This window comes from Halomonas sp. SS10-MC5 (assembly GCF_015992245.1).
Classification (GTDB): domain Bacteria; phylum Pseudomonadota; class Gammaproteobacteria; order Pseudomonadales; family Halomonadaceae; genus Halomonas; species Halomonas sulfidoxydans.
The window spans coordinates 323,614-338,213 of the sequence record NZ_CP065435.1 but is presented as its reverse complement, the minus strand read 5'-3'; the positions used below and the strand labels follow the sequence as shown (position 1 = coordinate 338,213).

Sequence of the window (14,600 nt, the reverse complement as noted above, 5' to 3'; positions counted from 1 at the left end):
TGCGCTGACGGCACTGCTGATGGCGTTCGTCAATCTCCTGCCCGAGAGCCTGGCCGCGCCCTTCGAGTACCGCTTCATGCAGCGCGCCTTGCTCACGTCGGTGCTGGTGGGGGCGATCTGCGGGCTGCTCTCCTGCTACGTGGTGCTCAAGCGCTGGTCGCTGCTGGGGGATGCCATTTCCCATGCGGTGCTGCCCGGCGTGGCGATTGCCTACCTGCTGGGCTGGCCGTTCTTCATCGGCGCCTTCGTCACCGGCGCGCTGACCTCGCTGGGCATCGGCGCCATCGAACGCCACACCCGCATCAAGTCGGATGCGGCGATGGGGCTGATGTTCACCGCCGCCTTCGCGCTGGGCATCGTGATCATCAGCAAGATCGCCACCAGCACCCACCTGCTGCATATCCTGTTCGGCAACGTGCTGGGGGTGAAGACCTCGGCGCTGCTACTGACGCTGCTGGCCAGCGCGGTGACGCTGCTGGCGATCTGGCTGGCCTATCGCCCGCTGCTGCTCTATACCTTCGACCCGCAGCAGGCCCAGGCGCTGGGCTTCCGCACCAGCGTGATCCACTATGGCCTGATCCTGCTGCTGACGCTGACCATCGTCGCCAGCCTGGAAACCGTGGGCATCATCCTGGTGGTGGCGATGCTGATCACCCCCGGCGCCACGGCCCACCTGCTCACCGACCGCTTCACCACGATGCTGGCGATCTCGGTCGCGGTCGGCGTGACCTCCGCCGTGGTGGGGCTGGTGGTGTCGGTATCGCTGGACGTCGCCTCGGGGGGCGCCATCGTGCTGGTGGCCTCGGGCCTGTTCCTCCTTGCCCTGCTGGCGGCACCCAGGCACGGCTTGGTGGCGCGCCACTGGCGGCGCTGGCGGCTCAATCGCGCTCAGGCCTGACCAGGCTGGCGCCACATGGCCGAGCGCAGACAGTGGTCGCACGAAGGCTAGGACGTCGGGCGGCGTTTCAGGGTCGTCCGGCGGTCGTGATAGGCGATCGCCAGGCCGCTGCCGATGATCAGGGCGCTGCCGACGAACACCCAGACGTCGGGCATCTCGCCCCAGAACCACCACCCCAGCAGTACCGCCCACAGCATGGCGGTGTAGTCGAACGGTGCGGCGATGGCCGCCGGAGCGAAACGAAAGGCCATGGTGATGCAGGCCGTGGCCCCCACCCCGACCACGCCGGCCCCGAAGAAACCCAGCCAGTGCCAGGGCTGGGGCATCTGCCAGACCCATGGCAGCGCCACGGCGGCCAACACCATCGGCACCAGCGTCATGTAGAACACCATGGCCCAGAGGGATTCGGTGGTGCCGTAGCGCCTGGCCGTGATCATCATCAGCGCATAGAACAGCGCCGCGCCGATGAGCACCAGCGAACCCAGTTGGAAGGCATCGCCCCCCGGGCGCACCACGATCAGCACCCCCGCGAAGCCGAACAGCGACGCGGCCAGCACCGGCGGGTCGATCCGCTCGCCCAGTAGCGGCACAGAGAGCAGCGTGACGAACAGCGGGGCGACGAAGGCAATTGCCGTGGCCTCCGCCAGCGGCAGCAGAGTCAAGCCGAAGACGAAACAGACCATGGTGCCGGCATAGATCAGGCCGCGCACCAGATGCACGAACGGGCGCCGGGTCCGCAGCTTGCGCAGGCCGCCACCGTAGTGGGCCAGCAACGCGATCAACGGCAGCGACACCAGGGTGCGAAAGAAGATGATCTGCAGCGGCGAGTGCACCTCGCCCAGCCACTTGGCGATGGCATCGCCGATGGCCAGGCACAGCACCCCGGCGCACATGAACAGAATCCCCTTCAACGACGGTGACATGACACCCCTCCCGGCTGCCAAAAAACCACCCCGCCGACCGAGAGGGCGGCGGGGCTTGATGATTAACAACCTAATGGCTGGTGCAGGCTGCGGCAAGTACGTCGCCCCAAAATGACGCATCCAACCATGGGCAGGTCGAGGTCGGGATATAGGCAGGTGCAGCTTCCACTCAAAAAAGTTATGTTATAACGTACATGCCTATTTTTCGACTACGCTAGGAAGATCCTGCAATGGTGCGACCCCCTCGTTCCCTTCTCCTTGCCCTGGCCCTGCTGCCCCTGTCAGCCGCCGCCGACCGGCCGCTGGCGGTGGTCGCCCCCTGGGAGATCACCGGCGCCGATCCCTCGACGGCCGGCTATGTCTACGCCCGGATGCGCGTCGCCGAGACCCTGGTCGACACCGATGCCGATGGCCGGCCCGCCCCCGGGCTGGCGGCTTCCTGGCAGCCCAGCGACGATGGACTGGCCTGGCGCTTCGCGCTGCGCGAAGACGTCACCTTCCATGATGGCAGCCCGCTGACGGCAGAAGCGGCGGCAGCCAGCCTCGAGCACGCCCTGGCCAAACCGGGCATCCTCGATTCGGCGCCCATCGCCGCCATCGAGGCCGAGGGCAACGAGGTGGTGATCCGGCTCGACAGCCCCTTCGCGCCGCTGCCGGCACTGCTGGCCCACTCCACCACCCTGATTCTCGCCCCGGGCGCCTTCGACGACGAGGAGCGTGTCACCGAGGTGATCGGTACCGGGCCCTACCGGGTAAAGAGCGTGGCTCCTCCGCAGCGGCTCGAGGTGGAGCGTTTCGACGGCTACTGGGGCGAGGCACCCGCCATCGGCACCGCCAGCTACCTGGCGGTGGGCCGCGGCGAGACGCGTGCCGTGATGGCCGAGAGCGGCGATGCCGACGTGGTATTCACCCTCGACCCGGCCAGCCGCGCGCGGCTGGCGCGCAACGACCGCCTGGCGCTGCACGCCGAGCCGCTGCCGCGCACCATCGTCTTCAAGGTCAATGCCGAACATCCCTTCCTCGAGGACGAGCGCGCCCGCCAGGCGCTGAGCCTGGCCATCGACCGCGAGGGCATCGCCGCCGGCCTGCTACGCGACCCCGAAGCCGCCGCCGCCGAGCTGTTCCCGGCAAGCCTGGGCCCCTGGCACCTCGGCCTCGACGCCGGCGATGCCCAGGACCTAGAGCGGGCCCGCGAGATGCTCGCCGAGCTGGGCTGGCAGGCCAACGGCAGCGGTATGCTCGAGCGCGACGGCGAACCGTTCCAACTGACCCTGCGCACCTTCTCCGACCGCCCCGAACTGCCGCTGGTGGCGACAGCCCTGCAGGACCAGTGGCGTGAGATCGGCGTGGCGCTGGAAGTCGCCGTGGGCAACGCCAGCGAGATTCCCTCCGGCCATCGCGACGGCAGCCTGGAGCTGGGCCTGATGGCGCGTAACTACGGCCTGGTACCCGACCCGCTCGGCACCCTGCTCGACGACTTCGGCACCGATCCCGAAGCGATGGGCGGCGACTGGGGCGCCATGGGCTGGCGCGACGACGACCTGCCCGGCTGGCTCGATACCCTGCGCCAGGAAGCCGACAGCGAGGCCCGCAGCGAGCTGGCGGGGCAGGTGGCACGCCGCCTGAACGAGGCCATGCCGGTCGTGCCCGTGGCCTGGTACCAGCAGACCGCCGCGGTCGACGCCGAGCTGGAGGGTTTTTCCATCGACCCACTGGAGCGCAGCTATCGCATCGACGAACTGAGGTGGAGTGAATGAGCGTGACCCTGGCATCACGAACGACACCGCGCCGGGCTTCTCATAGGACGGCAGGCCTGGGTGGCCTGCTGCTGCAGCGTCTGTTCCAGGCCGGGCTGGTGGCCTGGATGGTCGGTACCCTGACCTTCGTGCTGACCCGTTCGCTGCCCGGCGACATGGCCTACCGCATCGCCGCCGGCCGCTACGGTCACGACATGGTCAACACCAGTGCCGCCGAGGCGGTACGCGCCGAACTGGCGCTGGACCAGCCGGCGCTCGGCGCCTACTTCGGCTGGCTGTGGGACCTGGTGCAGTTCGACCTGGGCCGCTCGCTGGTCAGCGGCGAGCCGGTAGTGGCCGAGCTGTGGCATCAGCTCGGCCACTCCCTGGGCCTGGCGGCGATGGCCGTGCTGCTCTCGCTGCTGCTGGGCCCGCCGCTTGGCCTGCTCGCCGGGCTCAAGCCCAACGGGACGCTGGACCGCGTAAGCGAAGTGGCCGCCAGCGTGCTGCGCGCCCTGCCCCCCTTCGCCGTCGGCCTGGTGCTGATCCTGACCTTCTCGGTCACCCTGGGCTGGCTGCCGGCCGCCGGCCATGGCCGCTTCGCGCATGGGATACTGCCGGCGCTGACCCTGGCGCTGGCCCTGGCCGCCATCTCCAGCCGGGTGGCGCGCAATGCCATGGCCGACGTGTCGCAGTCGGCCTACTACGCCTTCTCGCGCACCAAGGGCCTTGGCGAACGCCTGAGCTTCCTGCGCCACGGCCTGCGCAACGCCGCGGTGCCGGTGATCGCCTACCTCGGCGTGCAGTTCGTCTACCTGATCGAGGGCGTGGTGGTGGTCGAGACCCTGTTCGCCTGGCCCGGCATCGGCCACGCCCTGGTGCATGCCATCGTCGCCCGCGACGTGCCGATGATCCAGGGCACCGCGCTGGTAATGGGGCTGATGTTCGTCGCGCTCAACACCGTGGTAGATCTGCTCTGCCACTGGCTCGATCCCAGGAGGCGCAGCGCATGAAAACGCTTGCCCTGACTCCCTCCCGCCGCTGGGCCTTGCCGGCCCTGAACGGCCGCCAGCGGCTTGGCGCCGCGCTGCTGGCGCTGCTGCTCGCCTTCGCCTGGCTGGTGCCCTGGCTGTTCGATGCCGACCCGGCGCGCCAGCAGCTGACGCGCATCCTGCAATTGCCGTCGCTGGCCGAACCGCTCGGCACCGACCACCTGGGGCGCAGCCTGCTGGCTCGGCTGGCATCCGCCGTACAGCTCTCGTTCGGCATGGCGCTGCTCAGCGTGGCCAGTGCCGCCGTGCCGGGCGTGATCCTCGGCGTCATCGCCGGCTGGCGCGGCGGCTGGTTCGACCGCGTGCTGGGCAGCCTGGCCGATGCCTGCCTGGCGCTGCCCGGCCTGCTGCTGGTACTGCTGCTGGTCGCCATCGCCCCGGGCAACTTCTGGGCGCTCTACGTCGGCATCTCGCTGGTACTGTGGATCGAGTACTTCCGCGTGGTACGGGCCCGCACCCGCATCCTGATCGCCTCGCCGCAGCTCGAGGCGAGCCGCCTGCTCGGCTTCGGTCCGTTCTACCTGTTCCGCCGCCACCTGTGGCCGGAGCTCGCCCCGCAGGTGCTGACCCTGGCCGCCTTCGGCGCCGCCAGCGCGATCCTCGCCATGGCCGCGCTGGGCTTCGTCAGCGTCGGCCTGCGACCGCCCACCGCCGAACTGGGGCTGATGATGATCGAGCTGCTGCCCTACTACCACGAGGCGCCCTGGGCCATGGCCCAGCCGATCCTTGTGCTGTTCGTGCTGGTGCTGAGCCTCAATCTGCTGGCGGGGAGGGATCCACGATGAGTGCGTACTTACTTCAGGCCGCAGGCCTGACGATCCGGGGTGAGGGCGTCAACATCGCGCCGTTCTCCTGTTCGCTCGGCCCCGGCGGGCGCCTGACCCTGCTCGGCGAGACCGGCTCGGGCAAGAGCCTGATCGCCCAGGCGATCATGGGCACGCTGCCCCGTGGACTTGCCGCCCAGGGGCGTCTCGTCATCGACGGCGAGACGTTCGAGGCCGCCGACCCAACGTCGCGCCGCGCCCTGTGGGGCCGACGCCTGGCGCTGCTGCCCCAGGAGCCGTGGCACGCGCTGGACCCGACCATGCGGGCCATCTCGCAGGTCGCCGAGAGCCACCGCCACGTGGCCGGGCGTGACCGACGTGCGTCGCTCCAGGCCGCCTGGACCGATCTCACCGAGCTGGGCCTGGTGGACGCCGGCGCCAAGCTGCCCGGCGAGCTCTCCGGCGGCATGGCCCAGCGCGTGGCCTTCGCCGCCGCCAGTGCCGGCGGCGCCCCCATCGTGATCGCCGACGAGCCGACCAAGGGGCTCGATGCGCCCAGGCGCGATGCGGTGGTCGAACTGCTGGCGCGTACGTCCGAGCGCGGCGGCGCCCTGGTCACCATTACCCACGACATCGACGTGGCCCGCCGCCTCGGCGGCGAAGTGCTCATCCTGCGCCAGGGCCAGGTGGTCGAGCGCGGCCCGGCCCAGCAAGTGCTCACTCACCCACAAAGCGAGTACGGGCAGCGCCTGCTGGACGCCGAGCCCGGCCGCTGGCCGCGCCCGGCACCGCTGAGCGAGCGACAGGCGGCGGTCGTGAGCGCCCGCGGTTTGGTCAAGGCACGCGGCGGACGCGAACTGTTCCACGACCTCTCGCTCACGGTCAGCCCCGGCGAGATCGTCGGTGTGGTCGGCCCTTCCGGCTGCGGCAAAAGCACCTTGGGCGACATGCTGCTGGGGGTCACGCGCACCGATAGCGGCGAGATTCGTCGCGCACAAGGACACCTGCTGGGCTTCCAGAAGCTCTACCAGGACCCGCCGGCAGCTTTTTCACCCCACTGGCGGCTCTCGCGTCTGCTCGACGACCTGGTGCGGCGCCACCGCCTGGATCGCACCGCCATCGCCCCGCTGATGGCACGCCTGGGACTCGACGAGCGGCTGCTGTCCCGGCGTCCCGGCGAGATCTCGGGCGGCGAGCTGCAGCGCTTCGCCATCCTGCGCGTACTGCTGCTCGAACCGTGCTTCCTGTTCGCCGACGAGCCGACCTCACGCCTCGACCCCATCACCCAACGCCAGACACTGGCGCTGCTGGTGGAGCTGGCGCGCGAGCGGCATTGCGGCGTGATGCTGGTGAGCCACGATCCCGCGCTGATCGAGCGCATCTGCGACCGGCGGATCGCGCTCAGTGACGGGAGCCTGCGCGAAGCGGAGCCGGAGCTCGACCCGGCCCTGGCCTGAGCGACTCGCGAGACGAAACGACATCGCCCCGCATGAGCGGGGCGATGTCGCAAGGGCGCTGAAGCGCGACGTCAGTTGTGCGCCACCACCATGCAATCCATGCCCTGGGCCCGCAGGCTGTCGCAGGCGGAGTGGGCATCGCTCTCCTGCAGGTCGACCAGGCGGGCCCGGAAGACGCGACGATCGCCGCCGGATTCCGCCACCGATACGCGTACGTCGTTCAACAGGCTGGCCAACTGATCGGCCGCGCGGGTCGCCAGGTTGCGTGCCTGGTCGGCGTCGTTGAAGGCGCCAACCTGCACGGCCCAGTTGCCGCTGGCTGCGCGCGGCGAATCGGCCTGGGCGATCAGGGCGCGAATCGGGTCGTCGGCGGAGCCCATCTCGATCTCCATCTCCGACTGGAAGGAGAGACGGCGCTCCAGCTCGGCGCTGGCCACCTGGCCGCCCGCCTCGGGCGCTGCCGCCAGCTGCTGGGCCGACGCGGGCGGGCTCTCCGACAATTCCATGCGATCGCCCAGCACGTCGGCCCGGGCGATCCAGTCGCCGCGTTGCAGCATGGAAAGGCGGGCGAAGCCACGGTCGAGCAGGTCGGCCATGTGGGTATCACGCGAGGCGGCAGTGAAACCGCCCATCACCACCGAGACGATGCGGCGGTCGTTGCGGATCGCCGAGGTCGCCACGTTGAAGCCCGAAGCGCGGATGAAGCCGGTCTTGAGACCGTCGGCGCCGGGATAGTTGCGCACTAGCCGGTTGTGGCTGGTATGCGTGGTCCCGCGGTAGCTGAAGCTCTGGGTCGAGAAGTAGTGGTAGTACTGCGGGAAGTCCTGCATCACGCGGATCGACAGCGTGGCCATGTCCCGCGCCGTCGTCACCTGGGCGTTGTCCGGCAGGCCCGAGGCGTTGCGGAACACGGTGTTGGGCATGCCCAGCTCGTTAGCCCGCTGGGTCATCATGCGCGCGAAGCCGGACTCCGTGCCGCCCAGCGCCTCGGCCACCACCACGGCGACATCATTGGCGGAACGCACCACCAGCGCCTTGATGGCATCCTCGACCGCGATGGTGCTGCCCGCCGAAAGCCACAGCTTGGAAGCGGGCATCGAAGCGGCATGGGACGAAACCGGAAGCGGCTGGCTGAGATGCATGCTGCCGTTCTCGAGCGCCTCGAACAGCATGTAGAGCGTCATCATCTTGGTCAACGAGGCCGGATAGCGGGTGGCATCCGCGTTGTCAGCATGCAGAACGTCGCCGCTTTCGACATCGATCACGATAGCCGCATAGCGGGGGTTGGCCTGCGCCGTACTGACCGTCAACAGTTGCAAACAAAGAAGAAAAAAAATGGCCACACCGAGGTAGTGTCGGTTGTAGGAGCGCATGACGAAGACCTCTGGTTCCCTTGTGATTCCCCTGTAGCCCGTTTCTGAAGCGGACCTCGCTTCAGTATGGCGATTAACGGAGCGCTTTACAGCCGGAATAGCAAGTTTTTTTGCATATATTCCGGCGGCTTCCATTAAAGATCCGTTTATTAATCAACTGGAATAACGTCTGCCTTCAGCCGGCCCTGCCAGGGTGCTCCCAGGCAGGAAAGGGATCGGGCAAGGAGGCCCAGCCCGAGCTGGGCGGCGTTCAGCGACTTTCCAGTCGAGCAAGTTGTTGCCCGCCGGGCAAGATCTTGCCTGAGCTGGGCAACCCATTGCCTAATTAAACTGAGCCTTGAGCATAGAAAACAGCGAAACAAATTGTTTTAAAAGCACTTTATTAACAACGGCACGCTTCCTGCCCTTAGTGAACCGTCCATCGGACATTTCATTCACATCGTCAAGGAGCAGACCATGCCGACTCCCTGCTATATCAGCATCGAAGGCCAGACCCAGGGCAACATCACTGCCGGTGCCTTCACCCCGGATTCCGTGGGCAACATCTACGTGGAAGGCCACGAGGACGAGATGCTGGTCCAGGAGTTCAAGCACGTCGTGACCGTGCCCACCGACCCGCAGTCCGGCCAGCCCTCCGGCCAGCGCGCCCACAAGCCGTTCGTCTTCACCGTGGCCCTGAACAAGGCCGTGCCGCTGATGTACAACGCCCTGGCCTCCGGCGAGATGCTGCCGAACGTCGAGCTGAAGTGGTACCGCACCTCCGTCGAGGGCAAGCAGGAGCACTTCTTCACCACCACCCTGACCGACGCCACCATCGTCGACATCAACCTGCGCATGCCGCATGCCCAGGACATGACCAAAGCCGAGTTCACTCAGCTGATGGACGTCTCCCTGGCCTACCGCAAGATCGACTGGGAACACACCGTCGCCGGCACCTCCGGTTCCGACGACTGGCGCGCCCCGATCGAGTCCTGATCGGCTCGCCCTCGCCCCTGCCTGTTCGTCGGGCGGGGGTTTCGCTACCTCGCAAGCGACCGGCACGCCAAGACCTTTATCCCTTCAGCGCGTCCGGTCGACCTTCAGCGTCACCGAATAACGATAGTCGCGCTCCATCATGCCGAAGGAACCAGGGCTCGCATGCGGCGTGGTCACCCGCAGGTACCAGGTGCCCGCCTCGAGTCGGCGCTCGATTCTGAAGTTGCTGTTGCGCCCGCTGTTCCAGTCGCGCTCCACCACTTGCCCGTCGGCATCGAGCAGCTGTCCCGCGGGTGCCACGACCCCCGTGTCGCCGGGGAAGGTGTGGCTTTCCAGCACCACGCGGGCGGGGGCATCCAGGGTAAAGGTGTAGTAGCGATGCCCCGGCGTCATGACCTCGTAGAAGCGACCGGGCTCCAGTTCGGTGGCGCTATCCCGTGGATCGCCCATGCCGGCGCAGCCGGCCAATAGCAGCAACAGAATCAATGGCAGAGAGGTTATCAAGCGCTTCATGACAGACTCCTTTCCGGTCAGGCCAGGCCGTTTACGTTCAGCCTAACCCCAACAGCCGCTCCGCGCCCAGCCAGATCAGGCGCAGCGCCAGCAGGGTCAGGGCCCACTTGAAGAAAAAGTCGAAGCGGTGGTCGGTCACCCGGTGCAGCAGGCGCAAGCCCAGCCAGGTGCCGGCGAAGCCCGCCGCCACCATCGCCAGCATCAGCCATAGCCAGTCGCGGAAGACAAACCCGGCGAAGCCGAAGATGAACGCCTTGGTCATGTGCTGCAGCGTCATGCAGGTGGCGAAGGTGGCCACCCGCGGCAGCCGCTCGCTCATGCCGAGCTTGATGAACGAGGCCACCATCGGCCCGCTGGCGCCCACCAGGCTGGAGAGCAGCGTAGTGACGGCACCGGCCACCACGGTGCCGGTGCGCCCCACCGCCCGCTGGGGCAGACCTGGACCCCAGCAGGAGTAGAGCACGAAGGCGGCGATACACAGTTCCAGCACGCCGTAGGGCAGGCGGATCAGCAACCAGGCCGCGACCAGGGCGCCGACGATCACACCCGGCAGGAAGGCCGCGACGATGTCGCGGCGCACGTGACGCCAGGTCATCGCCGCGCGGCCGCCGTTGGAGCCGAGCTGGACCATGCCGTGCACCGGAATCAGCGCCGTGGCCGGCATCACCTGGGCCATGGCGATGATCAGCAGCGTGCCGCCGCCGATGCCCGCCGCCGCGGAGAGCGCCGAGGTCACCACCGAGAGCAGCACCAGGGCCAGGTTGACCCCGGCCGACAGCGGCGAGAGCAGCTCCAGCATCAGGCCGGGCGCCTCATGGCAACCTGCCCTCCTCGACGCCGTGACACGCCACCTCGCTGCCATCGCTGCGCGCGATCAGCTTGGGCACCTCGGCCTGGCAGCGCGCGTTGGCGTGCGGACAGCGCGGATGGAAGGCGCAGCCCGAGGGCGGATGCACCGGGTTGGGCACCTCGCCCTGGATCACGCTGCGCTCCCTGCCCACCCCCTCCAGCGACGGCACCGCGGCCAGCAGCATCTTCGAGTAGGGATGGTGAGGGCGCTCGAAGAGCTGGTCGGCCGGGGAGATCTCGGCGATACGCCCCAGGTACATCACCGCGATGCGGTCCGACATGTGCTTGACCACCGCCATGTCGTGGCTGATGAACAGGTACGTCAGGCCGTATTCGTCCTGCAGGTCGCGCATCAGGTTGAGGATCTGCGCCTGCACCGAGACGTCGAGCGCCGAGGTCGGCTCGTCGCAGATCATGAACTCCGGCTCGTTGGCCAGCGCCCGGGCGATGGAGATACGCTGACGCTGGCCGCCCGAGAACTCGTGCGGGTAGCGGTTGGCATCCATGGCCGACATCCCCACCTGCTCGAGCAGCTCGCCCACCCGGCGGCGGCGGTCGGTGGCGCTCATCTCGGGGCGGAAGAAGCGCAGCGGCTCGCCGATGATGGTGCCCACCCGCCACAGCGGGTTGAGGCTGGCGTAGGGGTCCTGGAAGATCATCTGGAAACGCTTGCGCACGCTGGCGGCCTGGCGCCCGGTGCGGCTGGCCAGGTCGCTGATGTCCTCGCCGTCGAACGTCAGCCTGCCGCGGGTGAGCCCGTAGAGCCCTACCACCAGCCGCGCCACGGTGGACTTGCCGCAGCCCGATTCGCCCACCAGCGAGAGGGTCTCGCCGCGGCGAATGGAGAAGCCCACACCGTCCACCGCCTTGAGCGTGAGCCGCTCGCTGCGCTCGATCACCCGGTTGAGCCAAGGCTTGGAGACGTCGAAGTAGCGCGCCAGGTCCTGGGCTTCGAGCAGGTTCTCACCCTGCGCCGCCGTGGTCTGCTTCACTGCCGTATCAGCGCACATGGCTCACCTCCCGTCCCTCTACGTCTTGTCGCGGCGGCAGTGGGTCGACCGGGTCGTGCAGCCAGCAGGCCGCGCGGCTGCCCTCCGCCGGCATCAGCTCCGGCCTTTCGTCACGACAGCGCTGCTGGGCGTGGGGGCAGCGCGGATTGAAGGCGCAGCCCGCGGGGATCGCCGCCAGCCGCGGCATCGAGCCCTCGATCTGGTAGAGCCGCTCGAGGCGCTTCTCCACGCTCGGAATCGAGGCCATCAGCCCCTTGGTGTAGGGGTGCTGCGGGTGGCGCACCACCTCGTCGACCGGGCCGATCTCGATCAGCCGGCCGGCGTACATCACCGCCACGCGGTCGGCGGTCTCGGCGATCACCCCCATGTCGTGGGTCACCAGCATTACCGCGGTGCCATGGTCGGCGCACAGCCGCTTGAGCAGGGCGAGGATCTGCGCCTGCACCGAGACGTCCAGTGCCGTGGTGGGCTCGTCGGCGATGATGAACTCGGGGCGCGCCGCCAGCGCCAGGGCGATCACCACGCGCTGGCGCATGCCGCCGGAGAACTGGTGCGGGTAGCTGTCGAGGCGGTTCTCGGGAGCGGGAATGCCCACCTCGCGCAGCAGCTGGAGCGCCTCTTCGCGCGCCTCGCGCTCGCTCATCGGCAGGTGGGCGCGAATGGTTTCCACCAGCTGGTCGCCAATCGAGAACAGCGGGTTGAGGCTGGTCAGCGGGTCCTGGAAGATCATGCCGATATGGCGGCCGCGCAGCGGCACGAACTGCTCTTCGGGGAGGTCGTCGATACGCTTGCCCGAGAGATGCACTTCGCCCGCGGCGATGCGCCCGGGCGGCTCGAGCAGCCGGATCACGGCGTTGCCGGTCATCGACTTGCCGGCCCCGGACTCGCCCACCACGCCCAGCACCTCGCCGGGGGCGATGTCGAAGGAGACGTCGTCGAGCGCCACCAGGGTGCCGTGGCGGGTGGGGAACTCCACCCGCAGATGGCGCACGGAGAGCACCGGTTCCTGCGCCGCGGCAGCAGGCTCGTGGCCGATGGCGGCGCTTTGGTTAACGGAGCTTGGGGTTGAGGACATCACGCAACCAGTCTCCCAGCAGATTGACGGAGAGCGCCAGTATCAGCAGCGCCACCCCGGGGAAGAGCAGGATCCACCACTCTCCCGAGAACATGTAATCCTGGCCCACCCGGATAAGGGTGCCCAGGCTCGGCTGGGTGGCCGGCATGCCGACCCCCAGGAACGACAGCGTGGCCTCGGCGATGATCGCCAGCGCCAGCCCGATGGTGCCGATCACCAGCACCGGACGCAGCACGTTGGGCAGGATGTGCTGGAACAGGATCTTGCGCGCCGGCAGGCCGATCACTCGCGCCGCCTGCACGTACTCCTTGCTCTTCTCCACCATGGTGGCGCCGCGCACGGCACGGGCGTACTGCACCCAGTCGGAGAGGCCGATGGCAATGATCAGCACGATGATGGCCACCTCGGCGTGCATCGAGCGCGGCAGGAAACCGCGGATCACGCCGAAGATCAGCAGCGCCATCAGGATCGAGGGGAAAGTGAGCTGCACATCGGCGATACGCATGATCAGCGCGTCGCGCCAGCCGCCGCGGAAGCCCGCCAAAAGGCCCAGGGCGGTGCCCATCACCAGGGCGAAGATCACCGCGGCGAAGCCCACCAGCAGCGAGATGCGCGAGCCGTAGAGAATCGCCGAGAAGACGTCGCGGCCCTGGCTGTCGCTGCCCAGCAGGTAGAAGTTGCCGGTGAAGTCCGAGGTCGTCATCGGCGGCGCGAAGGCGTCGATCAGCTCCAGCTGGCGCGGGTCGAACGGGTTCTGCGGCGCGATCCACGGCGCGAACAGGGCCGCCGCGAACATGGTCAGCGTGACCAGGGTGGCGAGTATCACCACCGGCTGGCGCTTCCACGAGTAGACGACATCGCTGTCGAGGAAGGTGCGCCACTTGCTCGGCCTGGGCGGCACGACGGGCGCCTCCTGGTCTCGGGTCTGTACGTCCTGACTCATTTGCCACCTCCCTGGGCCCGCAGCCGTGGGTCGACGGCGTAGTAGAGCAGATCCACCACCAGATTGATGACCACGAACACCAGCGCGATCATCATCAGGTAGGCGGCCATCACCGGCACGTCGACGAAGCGCACGGCGGTGATGAACAGCGCCCCCACGCCGGGCCACTGGAACACCGTCTCGGTGATGATGGCGAAGGCGATGATGGTGCCGAGCTGCAGGCCGATGATGGTGATCACGGGGATCATGGTGTTCTTCAACGCGTGGCGCAGGTTCACCACACGCTTGGAGAGCCCCCGCGCGCGGGCGAACTTGATGTAGTCGGTGCTCAGTACCTCGAGCATCTCGGCCCGCACCAGGCGCATGATCAGCGTGAGCTGGAACAGCCCCAGGGTGATCGCCGGCAGGATCAGTGAGCGCAGGCCGCTGGCGGTGAGCAGCCCGGTGGTCCACCAGTCGCCGAGGCGTACCGTCTCACCGCGGCCGAAGGCCGGCAGCACGCCGAGCTCCACGGCGAAGACATAGATCAGCAGCACGCCGATCAGGAAGGTGGGCAGCGACACGCCGATCAGCGAGGCGGTCATGATGAAGTTGGCCAGCCAGCTGCGGCGACGCAGTGCGGTATAGATGCCCAGCACGATGCCCATGACCACGGCGAAGATCGCCGAGAGGATGGCCAACTCCAGGGTGGCGGGCAGCCGCTCGAGGATCAGGTCGGTCACCGGGCGCGCCGAGCGGTAGGAGATGCCGAACTCGAACTGGGCGGCATTGACGATGAAATTCCAGAACTGCACCACCACCGGCTGGTCGAGGCCGAGCTGGGCGCGCAAGGCGGCGCGGTCGGCCTCGGTGGCCTCCTGCCCGAGCATGTTGAGCACCGGGTCGCCGACGTAGTGGAACAGCGAGAACGAGATGAGCGCGACCACGAACATCACGAAGATGGCCTGCAGCACGCGCTGGATCAGAAACGCTAGCATGGGATCACCAAATCACGACGATGCCCCCGGCCGCTTGTGGCAGCCGGGGGTCGTG

At 68.1% G+C, this 14,600-nt stretch carries 14 protein-coding genes; 6 read left to right on the top strand and 8 right to left on the bottom strand.

Annotated elements, in window-relative coordinates; translation table 11 throughout:
• The first annotated feature begins 19 nt into the window (after positions 1 to 19).
• Positions 20 to 898 (top strand): metal ABC transporter permease, encoded by an 879-nt coding sequence (locus tag I4484_RS01555; RefSeq protein ID WP_197450887.1) that lies wholly within the window; start codon positions 20 to 22, stop codon positions 896 to 898.
• Positions 899 to 945: 47 nt separating this feature from the next.
• On the opposite strand, the gene I4484_RS01550 is transcribed toward I4484_RS01555, so the two are convergent.
• Entirely contained in the window at positions 946 to 1,821 is an 876-nt protein-coding gene (locus I4484_RS01550) for a DMT family transporter (RefSeq protein WP_197449299.1), read from the bottom strand.
• A 230-nt stretch (positions 1,822 to 2,051) separates the two neighbouring features.
• Here I4484_RS01550 and I4484_RS01545 point away from each other — a divergent pair, with 230 nt between their 5' ends.
• The 4 genes from I4484_RS01545 to I4484_RS01530 are packed head-to-tail and all read left to right on the top strand — an operon-like array spanning position 2,052 to position 6,830.
• Positions 2,052 to 3,578: an ABC transporter substrate-binding protein gene (locus I4484_RS01545; RefSeq protein WP_197449298.1), complete on the top strand. Its 1,527-nt coding sequence runs from the start codon at positions 2,052 to 2,054 to the stop codon at positions 3,576 to 3,578.
• Positions 3,575 to 4,570, top strand: a complete 996-nt coding sequence (locus I4484_RS01540) for an ABC transporter permease (protein ID WP_197449297.1) — start codon at positions 3,575 to 3,577, stop codon at positions 4,568 to 4,570. Before I4484_RS01545 ends, I4484_RS01540 begins: the two co-directional genes overlap by 4 nt.
• Positions 4,567 to 5,394: an ABC transporter permease gene (locus I4484_RS01535; RefSeq protein WP_197449296.1), complete on the top strand. Its 828-nt coding sequence runs from the start codon at positions 4,567 to 4,569 to the stop codon at positions 5,392 to 5,394. The genes I4484_RS01540 and I4484_RS01535 overlap by 4 nt, the downstream gene beginning before the upstream one ends.
• On the top strand, positions 5,391 to 6,830 hold the full coding sequence (locus I4484_RS01530) for an ABC transporter ATP-binding protein (protein WP_197449295.1): 1,440 nt from the start codon (positions 5,391 to 5,393) through the stop codon (positions 6,828 to 6,830). The genes I4484_RS01535 and I4484_RS01530 overlap by 4 nt, the downstream gene beginning before the upstream one ends.
• Positions 6,831 to 6,901: 71 nt before the next feature.
• Here the strand turns inward: I4484_RS01530 and I4484_RS01525 are convergent, their stop codons facing one another.
• Entirely contained in the window at positions 6,902 to 8,095 is a 1,194-nt protein-coding gene (locus I4484_RS01525) for a D-alanyl-D-alanine carboxypeptidase (protein WP_330932864.1), read from the bottom strand.
• Between the two features lie 564 nt (positions 8,096 to 8,659).
• On the opposite strand from I4484_RS01525, the gene I4484_RS01520 reads away from it, so the two are divergent.
• Positions 8,660 to 9,178, top strand: a complete 519-nt coding sequence (locus I4484_RS01520; protein ID WP_149329746.1) for an Hcp family type VI secretion system effector — start codon at positions 8,660 to 8,662, stop codon at positions 9,176 to 9,178.
• An 84-nt stretch (positions 9,179 to 9,262) separates the two neighbouring features.
• Here I4484_RS01520 and I4484_RS01515 read toward each other — a convergent pair whose 3' ends face one another.
• The 6 genes from I4484_RS01515 to I4484_RS01490 are packed head-to-tail and all read right to left on the bottom strand — an operon-like array spanning position 9,263 to position 14,545.
• Positions 9,263 to 9,691, bottom strand: coding sequence for a PPC domain-containing protein (locus I4484_RS01515; RefSeq protein ID WP_197449293.1), 429 nt, complete (start codon positions 9,689 to 9,691; stop codon positions 9,263 to 9,265).
• A gap of 37 nt (positions 9,692 to 9,728) precedes the next feature.
• Complete coding sequence (locus I4484_RS01510) at positions 9,729 to 10,490, bottom strand: sulfite exporter TauE/SafE family protein (RefSeq protein ID WP_197449292.1); 762 nt, start codon at positions 10,488 to 10,490, stop codon at positions 9,729 to 9,731.
• A gap of 13 nt (positions 10,491 to 10,503) precedes the next feature.
• The gene (locus I4484_RS01505; protein WP_197449291.1) at positions 10,504 to 11,550 is read right to left on the bottom strand and encodes an ABC transporter ATP-binding protein; all 1,047 of its coding nucleotides are present in this window, start codon (positions 11,548 to 11,550) and stop codon (positions 10,504 to 10,506) included.
• Positions 11,540 to 12,625 (bottom strand): ABC transporter ATP-binding protein, encoded by a 1,086-nt coding sequence (locus I4484_RS01500; protein WP_234283651.1) that lies wholly within the window; start codon positions 12,623 to 12,625, stop codon positions 11,540 to 11,542. The genes I4484_RS01505 and I4484_RS01500 overlap by 11 nt, the downstream gene beginning before the upstream one ends.
• A complete protein-coding gene (locus I4484_RS01495; RefSeq protein ID WP_197449290.1) occupies positions 12,600 to 13,568 on the bottom strand; it encodes an ABC transporter permease in 969 nt (322 codons plus the stop codon). Before I4484_RS01495 ends, I4484_RS01500 begins: the two co-directional genes overlap by 26 nt.
• Complete coding sequence (locus I4484_RS01490; RefSeq protein ID WP_197449289.1) at positions 13,565 to 14,545, bottom strand: ABC transporter permease; 981 nt, start codon at positions 14,543 to 14,545, stop codon at positions 13,565 to 13,567. Before I4484_RS01490 ends, I4484_RS01495 begins: the two co-directional genes overlap by 4 nt.
• Positions 14,546 to 14,600: the final 55 nt, after the last annotated feature.

What these genes read in the sequence shown, in the direction of transcription:
- I4484_RS01555 (WP_197450887.1), top strand. Translation starts at nt 20, where the DNA reads ATGGCGTTCGTCAATCTCCTGCCCGAGAGCCTGGCCGCGCCCTTCGAG.
- I4484_RS01550 (WP_197449299.1), bottom strand. Translation starts at nt 1,821, where the DNA reads ATGTCACCGTCGTTGAAGGGGATTCTGTTCATGTGCGCCGGGGTGCTG.
- I4484_RS01545 (WP_197449298.1), top strand. Translation starts at nt 2,052, where the DNA reads ATGGTGCGACCCCCTCGTTCCCTTCTCCTTGCCCTGGCCCTGCTGCCC.
- I4484_RS01540 (WP_197449297.1), top strand. Translation starts at nt 3,575, where the DNA reads ATGAGCGTGACCCTGGCATCACGAACGACACCGCGCCGGGCTTCTCAT.
- I4484_RS01535 (WP_197449296.1), top strand. Translation starts at nt 4,567, where the DNA reads ATGAAAACGCTTGCCCTGACTCCCTCCCGCCGCTGGGCCTTGCCGGCC.
- I4484_RS01530 (WP_197449295.1), top strand. Translation starts at nt 5,391, where the DNA reads ATGAGTGCGTACTTACTTCAGGCCGCAGGCCTGACGATCCGGGGTGAG.
- I4484_RS01520 (WP_149329746.1), top strand. Translation starts at nt 8,660, where the DNA reads ATGCCGACTCCCTGCTATATCAGCATCGAAGGCCAGACCCAGGGCAAC.
- I4484_RS01515 (WP_197449293.1), bottom strand. Translation starts at nt 9,691, where the DNA reads ATGAAGCGCTTGATAACCTCTCTGCCATTGATTCTGTTGCTGCTATTG.
- I4484_RS01510 (WP_197449292.1), bottom strand. Translation starts at nt 10,490, where the DNA reads ATGCTGGAGCTGCTCTCGCCGCTGTCGGCCGGGGTCAACCTGGCCCTG.
- I4484_RS01505 (WP_197449291.1), bottom strand. Translation starts at nt 11,550, where the DNA reads ATGTGCGCTGATACGGCAGTGAAGCAGACCACGGCGGCGCAGGGTGAG.
- I4484_RS01500 (WP_234283651.1), bottom strand. Translation starts at nt 12,625, where the DNA reads ATGTCCTCAACCCCAAGCTCCGTTAACCAAAGCGCCGCCATCGGCCAC.
- I4484_RS01495 (WP_197449290.1), bottom strand. Translation starts at nt 13,568, where the DNA reads ATGAGTCAGGACGTACAGACCCGAGACCAGGAGGCGCCCGTCGTGCCG.
- I4484_RS01490 (WP_197449289.1), bottom strand. Translation starts at nt 14,545, where the DNA reads ATGCTAGCGTTTCTGATCCAGCGCGTGCTGCAGGCCATCTTCGTGATG.